Origin of the sequence: Rhodosalinus sp. (assembly GCF_041685465.1) — a bacterium.
Lineage (GTDB): Bacteria > Pseudomonadota > Alphaproteobacteria > Rhodobacterales > Rhodobacteraceae > Rhodosalinus.
The window spans coordinates 1-7,336 of record NZ_JAWLFS010000152.1; the positions used below are offsets into that span (position 1 = coordinate 1).

Here is a 7,336-nt window from a genome sequence, read left to right on the forward strand (position 1 = left end):
CTACAAAGCACGCCGCCGCTGGTCGCTCGTGATCCTGCTTGTCGGACTGCCGCTCTACATCATGGCGGCGGTCACGCTCGTGGGGTGGTTCGACCGGCCGGGCATCCTCGTGGAGTTCCTGATCTACGCCGCGCTGGGCGTGATCTGGGCGTTTCCGCTCAAGTTCGTCTTCAAGGGCGTCGGGCAGGCCGATCCGGACGCGCCCCCGGACGACTGAGGCGCGGCGGCGCTCGGGCCGGTCATCGGTGCGCGGGGCGGTCGGGGACCACCGTCGCGCGATGGCCGGCAGTCCGCGCCGATTGGCCGATCCGCTCTCCCCCGTCGCCGCCGTCTGACGCCGCGTCTCTCCATCGCGCGGGCCGGGTGCCACAATGGGCGCGCGCGCCGCCCTGCACGGCGCCAGCCCCCGGCCCTCAAGATCCCGGCCCTCAAGATGCGGCAACGGCGCCCGGTCCTGTCCGGGCGCCGTTCCGCGTGATCGGCACGAAATGCGGCGTGGAGGGGCGGCGGCCGAAACCGTCCCGCCTGTGGGGTGATCTTCAGCCCGCCGCGCGGTCGTCGGGCCGGTAGCCGATGTCGCCCGAGACGGTAAAGCGCCCGCCGCGCAGCTTCTCGATCTTGCCGGTGCGGATGAGCTGGCCGAAGTGGCGCAGCCCGTCCTCCCGGGTGAAGTCGGCCGCACCGCTCTCGCGGACGATCTTCATGAGTTGCGGGCGCGAAAAGTAGTCGTGCCGCTCGACGAAGGAGAGATAGGCCGCCGCCGCCTCCAGCAGCTCGGGCAGGTCGCGCGCGCCCTGGGCACGGGCGAAGGCCTCGAAGCCGCCCGCCTCCGCCTCGGCGTGGCGCGGCGCTTCGTCGCGCGGCCGGGCGATGCGGCGGGGCTGCACGGGCGCGGAGGCCGCCTCCGCGCCGGGCATGTCCACGCGCTGCTCGGCCACAAGCTTGAGCGGCGCCGGGCGCGGCTCCTCGGGGCGCGGGGTGCGCGCAGCGCCGGCCCCGGGGCGGCGCGGGCGTACCGCGTCGGCGAGGTCCTCGCGGTAGGGGTCGGCCTCCGACTCGGCCGGCGCGCTCCGTGCGAGCTTGCGGTCGGCCCGCGTCGCCGCGACCGCGGCGCGCAGATGCGCGAGCGCGCTGCGCCGGCGGGTGCTCTCGGGCCGTTCCATCTCGGTCTCGGCCTCGTTCATCAGGCGCGAGACATCGTCGGCGCCGTTGCCCTCCGGCTTTTCCGAGAGCGCAGCATGCGCCTCGCTGCCCTGTCTGACGGTGCGACGCGCCGCGGCGCGGATCGCCGCGTCCTCCGCGGCCGGGTCGACCTCCGGTTCCGGGGCCGCCGCGCCGGTTGCTTCGGGGCGTGCCTCCGCGTCCCCGGCCGGATCGGCGATGCTCGCCGGTTCGGCCGCATCTCCGGCTTCGGCTTCCGGCGCCGGGGCCTCCTCGGCCGGCGCGCTTGGCGCCGCGTCCTCGGTGTCAGGTGCCTCGACTGCGCCTGCGGTGTCGCGCGCGTCCGTCGCCGTTTCGGTCGCGGGCTGCGCGCCGTCACGTGCCGGGTCTTGTACGTCGCCGGCCTCGGCCTCTTCGGTCGGGGCCGTTGGCGCTGCCTCTTCCGCGGCGCGATCGGGGACCGCGCGCGTCGCTTCGAGTTCGGCCTCGATCGCGCGGAGCTCGGCTGCGAGGTCCGCCTCGTCTTCCGGGGGCAGGGTCGAGCGGTGGGCCGCGGCCGGGCCGGTGGCGGCCCGTGGTGCATCGGCCGCCTCCGCCGCCCTGGACATGCCGCGCCGGTCAGCCGCTGCCGCGTCTTCGCCGGGGGCGGCGATGGGGCGCTCCGGCGCGTCCGCGGGGCCGGGCACGCCGTCTTCGGGCGCGTCGTCTTCCACCGAGGCGGGCGCGCTGTCTTCGGTCACCGTGTCGTCACCGGTGCTCCCGCGTGCGGGCGAGGTCCCGTCGTCGACCGGGATGTCCGGCGTCGCGGGGGCGTCGGCCGGGGCCTCCGGTTCGGTGGGCGCTGCGTCGGGCGTGTCGGACGGGCGGGCGTGCTCCGGTGCGACACCGGGCTGCGCCATGTCGACGCCGCCCGCGGTCGGCCGGGTGTCCTCCGCCTGCCGCGAGACGGATGCGCCGGGGGTCTCCGGCTGCGCGGCAGCCTCGGCGTCCGGGTGCGACGGCTCTGCCGGCCCATCCTGCACCGCGTCGGCGGCCGCGCCCGCCTCCTCGGCCCGTGCCGGGGCGGCGGCGACCGTGCTGTCCGGATCAGGCGCTTGGGACGGCGTGTCGGCCTCGGCCCGCGCCTCGTCGCTGCCGGCCCGTGCAACCACGGCGCGGATACGCTGAAGCTTGGCCGCCATGGAGGCGGAGAACGTTGCCGCCGACGCGGACGCCGCTGTCGGTGCGCCGGTCGCCTCGGGTGTCGGCGTCCGGGGCGCCGCGGGGCGGTCGAGGGGCGCGATCTCGGGCAGTTCGGGCGCCTCCGCTGCCGGCGCCGGCTCGGTTTCCGGCGGCTGTTCCGGCGCCATCTCGGTCGCCTGGGCAAGGTCCGTGACGGTGTCCGGGGCCGAGTCGGGGTCCGAGTGGGGGGCCGCGCCGGCATCCGGGAGGGCTTGTGCGCTCTCGGTCGTCGAACCGGGTGCCGCGTCCTCGGGTTCGGCCGTCTCGGCGGTGTCGGGCGACGGGCCGGGCCCGGCCTGCGCGTCGTCGGAGGGGACGGTGGCCGGCATTTCCGGCCCCGCCCCGATCTCTGGGGGCGTGTCCTCGGCCGGATCCTGCGTCGTGGCGCGGCTCATCGCCGCCATGGTCGAATCGAAGCCGGCCTCGGGCGTCTCTTCGATGAGGTCGGCGACGCCGCGCTCGGAGGCGGGCGCGGCGTAGGTCGCGGCTTCGGGCGCCGGCGCCGTGTGTTCGTCAGCCGCCGCGGGCGCATGCCGGGCCTCGGTTGCCGTCTGCGCCGCCGGCGGGCCCTGCGTGCCCATGGGCGCGGGGGACGCCTCTGCCGGCGTGGCGGTTTCGGGTTCAGGCTCGGGCTCTGGCTCGGGCTCGGGCTCTGGCTCGCGTTCGGGCGGGGGCGTCACGCTGGCGGCGGGGGCCGGCGCGGCGGGCTGCTGCGCCGGGGGCTGAGTGCCCGCGGCGAGGGAGGGCCGCAGAACGATGCCGCCTTCCTCGGTCCGGGCCTCGACGCGCCGGGCGATCTCACGCTCGGCGATGCGGGCGAGCATCTCGGCGTCGGGGGTGGGCGGTTCGGCGCCGAAATAGCGGTCGTCGGCGGCGAGATCGCGGAAATACTCGGCGATCGCCTTCATCGTCTCGAAGGACTCGTCGAACCCCTCCAACGTGCAGGAGAAGGTGCCGTAGGAGACGGTGAGGATCTTGTTGCTGCTAACCATCGGACGCTCGCTTGCTCTATGCGCAACGGGGTGTTTACCAGCCGTGCCCAGCCGAAAGTTGCCCGAATCCGTGCTCACTACCGTATCATTTCGTGGCCACTTTGTGGCGGGTTTCCCGAACAGGGGGTAAATGCCGATGACCGACGGGATTGTTGCGCCTCTGTTTACGGCCGAGGTGCCCGTGACTCTGATCGGCGCCGGCGCGGCGCCCGACGAGGACATCGCCGCGGCGCGTGCGCATGCGCCACGCGTCGTGGCGGCCGACGGCGGCGCGGGCCGCGCGCTCGCTGCCGGGCTGATGCCCGAGGCCGTCTTCGGCGATTTCGACAGCCTCGACACGGCGACGCGGCGTGCGCTGCCCGAGGATCGCCTGCATCATGTCCCCGAGCAGGAAACGACCGATTTCGACAAGGCATTGCGCCACACCCTCGCGCCGCTGGTGCTCGGCGTGGGGTTTCTCGGGGCGCGGCTTGACCATCTTCTCGCCGCGCAGACGGTGCTCGCGCGCCGCGCCGACCGGCGGTGCCTCTTGATCGGGGGCGCGGATCTGGTCTTTCTCTGCCCGCCGGAGCTTTCGCTCGACCTCGACGCAGGGTGTCGCGTCTCGCTCTACCCGCTGGCGGAGGTGCGCGGGCGCTCGGAGGGTCTGTTCTGGCCGATCGACGGGCTGACCTTCGCGCCCGGCGGCGTGATCGGCACCTCGAACCGGGTGACCGAGGGACCGGTGCGCCTGTCCATGGCGGCGCCCGCGATGCTGGTGATCCTGCCGCGCGAGGCCCTCGGGGCGGCGGTCACGTCGCTGGCGGCGCCGGGGCCGGCGTGGCCCGCTCCCTGAAGACCACGTAGAGGCCGGAGGCCACGGTCACCGTGATCCCCGCCGCCGCCATCCCGTCGGGCAGGTCGCGGAAGAGGAGCCACCCGAAGGCCGTGGCGAAGGGGATCTCGAGATACTGCATCGGCGCGAGGGTCGAGGCCGGCGCGAAGCGCAGGCTCCAGGTCATCAGGAGGTGCCCCGCGGTGCCGAGCGCCCCGAGCAGCGCCAGAAGCGCGATCTCGCGCCCGCCGGGCACGACGAGTTCGGCCGGCGCGAGGTCGAGGACCGTGCCCAGCGCCAGCGCGGGCACGAGGAGCGCCACCCCCATCAGCCCGTTCACCGCCTGAAGCGCGACCGGCTCCGTCTCGCGCGCGATGGCACGGGTCACCAGCATGAAGGCCGCGAAGGAGACCGCCACCCCGAGCGGCAGGAGCGCGGGCCAGCCGACCTCCTCGAAGCTCGGCCGGATCACCATGAGCGTGCCCGCGAAGCCCGCGCCGCAGGCCGAGAGGCGGCGCCAGCCCACCTCCTCGCCCATCAGGAGATGCCCGGCGAAGAGCAGCAGGAAGGGCATGACGAAGACGATGGCGATGGCGTCGGCGAGCGGCAGGTAGAGAAGGCTCGTGAACATGAGCCCGATGCCGGCGATGTGGATCGCCGCCCGCGCCCAGGCGAGGCGCAGCACCCGGCCCTCGAGCCGCAGGCTGCGCCCCGTGGCGCGCGAGAGCGGCACGAGGATCGCGGCCTGCGCGCCGAAGCGCACGAGAAGGAGCATCAGAAGCGGCACACTCGGCCCCAGAAGCTTCGCGATGCCGTCGGCCAGCGGTGCGAGCACGCAGAAGCCGAGCATCAGCAGCACGCCGAGAAAGGGCCGGTCGAGAGGCATCCGCGCAGGCTACGCCGCGCGCCGGGGGCGCGCAATCACGTCGGCGGAAGCGGCCGGCGGCGAAGCGAGAGCTGCCGCTCGCGCGCGAAGACGTAAAGCCCCGAGGCCACGATCACCGCGACCCCGGTCCAGGTCAGCAGGTCGGGGAAGTCGCCGAAGATCCAGTAGCCGATCGCGGCTGCGGCCACGATCTCGAGATATTGCAGCGGCGCGATGGTCGCCGCGGGCGCGAGGCGCAGCGCGAAGCTGAGGAAGAGATGCGCGACGGTCGCCATGACGCCCACGCCGAGCAGCGTCCAGACGGCGAGGCCCGTGGGCCGTACCGGGTCGAGCGCGGCGACCCCGCTGCCCTCGAAGGCCCAGAGCGCCGGAAAGAGCGCCGCGCAGGCGGCCGTCGCGGTCCAGCCCTGCATCGCGATGGGATGGATGCGCTGCGCCATGTGCCGCGTCATCACCATGTAGAAGGCCAGACAGACCGCCGTGCCGAGCGGCAGGAGCGCGACCGCGCCGAGTTCGTCGAAGCTCGGCTGGATGACGAGGAGAGCGCCGCCGAAGCCCACCGCGCAGGCGATGATTCGCCGCCGCCCCACCTCTTCGCCCAGGAGCACCGCGCCGAGCAGCGTCAGGATGAAGGGCTCCACGAAGAAGATCGCGATGGCGTTGGCGATCGGCATGAAGCGCAGCGCCGTGAAGAAGAGCGCCGTGCCCGCCATCAGGAGCAGCCCGCGCGCGAGATGCTGTCCCCAGTCGGCAAGGCTCGGCCAGCGCCCGAGGCCGAGGACCAGCGCGAGCGGGACCAGCACCGCGACCTGCACGCCGAATCGTGCCGCGACGATCTGCAGGACCGGCACCTCTTCCGGCGTCGCCTTGGCGAAGGCGTCCATCACCGGCGCCGTGAGCGTGAAGGCCACCACGCAGAGAATGCCCGCCACGGTGCCGTCGCGGGGCGCGGCCTGCGGATCTGCGGCGCTCTGTCCCATGCGTCGTCCCTAGCAGGTCGGCCGCGCGGCGGCGAGCGTTGTGGCCCCTTCGGGGCGGGGCCCTCGCCAGGGTCGCGCCGGCGCCCGGCCGGTGCCGGCTGCCAGAGCCCTCCGCGCTCGCGTGGGGTCGCGGTGTCCGGCCCCGATATCCCGTGGCGCCGACCGCCCGCCTCAGCAGTTCGGCACGTTCACCGCGAGGCCGCCAAGCGCGGTTTCCTTGTATTTCTCGCTCATGTCGGCGCCCGTCTGGCGCATCGTCTCGATACAGGCGTCGAGGGGGACGAAATGCGTCCCGTCGCCCCGCAGCGCGAGGGAGGCCGCCGAGACCGCCTTGATCGCGCCGAGCCCATTGCGCTCGATGCAGGGCACCTGCACCAGCCCCTTTACCGGGTCGCAGGTCATGCCGAGGTGATGCTCCAGCGCGATCTCGGCGGCGTTCTCGATCTGCTCCGGCGTGCCGCCCAGCACTGCGCAGAGCCCCGCCGCCGCCATGGCCGACGCGCTGCCCACCTCGGCCTGACAGCCGGCCTCCGCCCCGCTGATCGAGGCGTTGTATTTCACGAGGCCCCCGATCGCCGCGGCGGTGAGCAGGAACTCCTCGACCTTGCGCTCGGTCGCGCCGGGCACGTGGTCCAGCCAGTAGCGGATCACCGCGGGCACCACGCCGGCCGCGCCGTTCGTGGGCGCCGTGACCACCTGCCCGCCGGCCGCGTTCTCCTCGTTCACCGCCATGGCGTAGACGCTGATCCAGTCGTTGACGACATGCGGCGCGGTCAGGTTGCGCCCGCGCTCGTCCAGCAGCGCGTCGTGAATGCCCTTGGCCCGCCGCTTCACGCGCAGCCCGCCGGGCAGCGTGCCGTCATGCGCAAGCCCCCGGTCGATGCAGTCGCGCATCACCTGCCAGATCCGGCGCGTGCCCTGGTCCAGCTCGGCCGGGCCGCGCCGGGTGAGTTCGTTCTCGCGCTTCATCCCGGCGATGCTGCGGCCGGAGGCGCGCGCCATCTCCAGCATCTCGGCGGCGGAGGTGAAGGGGTAGGGGACCGGCGCGCCCTCTGCCCTGTCGGCGCCGCGCGCCAGTTCGTCCGCGGTCAGCACGAAGCCGCCGCCGACGGAGTAATAGGTCTCGGCGAGGATCACGTCGCCCTGCGCGTCGAGCGCCTCGAGCACCATGCCGTTGGCGTGGCCGGGCAGGGCCGGGCCGAAGTCGAACCGCAGGTCGGTCTTCGGGTCGAAGGCCATCTCGGGCAGGCCCGGTGGTGCGAGCCGGCCGCTCTCGCGGTTG

At 74.1% G+C, this 7,336-nt stretch carries 6 protein-coding genes; 2 read left to right on the forward strand and 4 right to left on the reverse strand.

Features of this window, described 5'->3' with window-relative positions:
* Positions 1 to 217, forward strand: a 217-nt coding sequence (locus ACESL7_RS10680; protein ID WP_372893310.1) for a DUF2842 domain-containing protein, incomplete at its 5' end; no start/stop codon positions are given.
* A 322-nt stretch (positions 218 to 539) separates the two neighbouring features.
* Here the strand turns inward: ACESL7_RS10680 and ACESL7_RS10685 are convergent.
* Positions 540 to 3,374, reverse strand: a complete 2,835-nt coding sequence (locus ACESL7_RS10685; RefSeq protein WP_372893311.1) for a hypothetical protein — start codon at positions 3,372 to 3,374, stop codon at positions 540 to 542.
* A 181-nt stretch (positions 3,375 to 3,555) separates the two neighbouring features.
* Between ACESL7_RS10685 and ACESL7_RS10690 the strand changes: the two genes are divergently transcribed.
* Positions 3,556 to 4,209, forward strand: a complete 654-nt coding sequence (locus ACESL7_RS10690) for a thiamine diphosphokinase (RefSeq protein WP_372893312.1) — start codon at positions 3,556 to 3,558, stop codon at positions 4,207 to 4,209.
* Here ACESL7_RS10690 and ACESL7_RS10695 read toward each other — a convergent pair.
* The 3 genes from ACESL7_RS10695 to ACESL7_RS10705 all read right to left on the reverse strand — a co-directional run.
* Positions 4,166 to 5,074 (reverse strand): DMT family transporter, encoded by a 909-nt coding sequence (locus ACESL7_RS10695; RefSeq protein ID WP_372893313.1) that lies wholly within the window; start codon positions 5,072 to 5,074, stop codon positions 4,166 to 4,168. The two genes, ACESL7_RS10690 and ACESL7_RS10695, sit on opposite strands and share 44 nt — an antisense overlap.
* Before the next feature lie 35 nt (positions 5,075 to 5,109).
* Positions 5,110 to 6,054, reverse strand: a complete 945-nt coding sequence (locus ACESL7_RS10700; RefSeq protein WP_372893314.1) for a DMT family transporter — start codon at positions 6,052 to 6,054, stop codon at positions 5,110 to 5,112.
* A 171-nt stretch (positions 6,055 to 6,225) separates the two neighbouring features.
* Positions 6,226 to 7,336: L-serine ammonia-lyase (locus ACESL7_RS10705; RefSeq protein WP_372893315.1), on the reverse strand; the 1,111-nt coding region annotated here is incomplete at its 5' end.

Excerpts from the sequence above, each read along its gene's own strand:
- ACESL7_RS10685 (WP_372893311.1), bottom strand. The coding sequence starts at position 3,374 with ATGGTTAGCAGCAACAAGATCCTCACCGTCTCCTACGGCACCTTCTCC.
- ACESL7_RS10695 (WP_372893313.1), bottom strand. The coding sequence starts at position 5,074 with ATGCCTCTCGACCGGCCCTTTCTCGGCGTGCTGCTGATGCTCGGCTTC.
- ACESL7_RS10700 (WP_372893314.1), bottom strand. The coding sequence starts at position 6,054 with ATGGGACAGAGCGCCGCAGATCCGCAGGCCGCGCCCCGCGACGGCACC.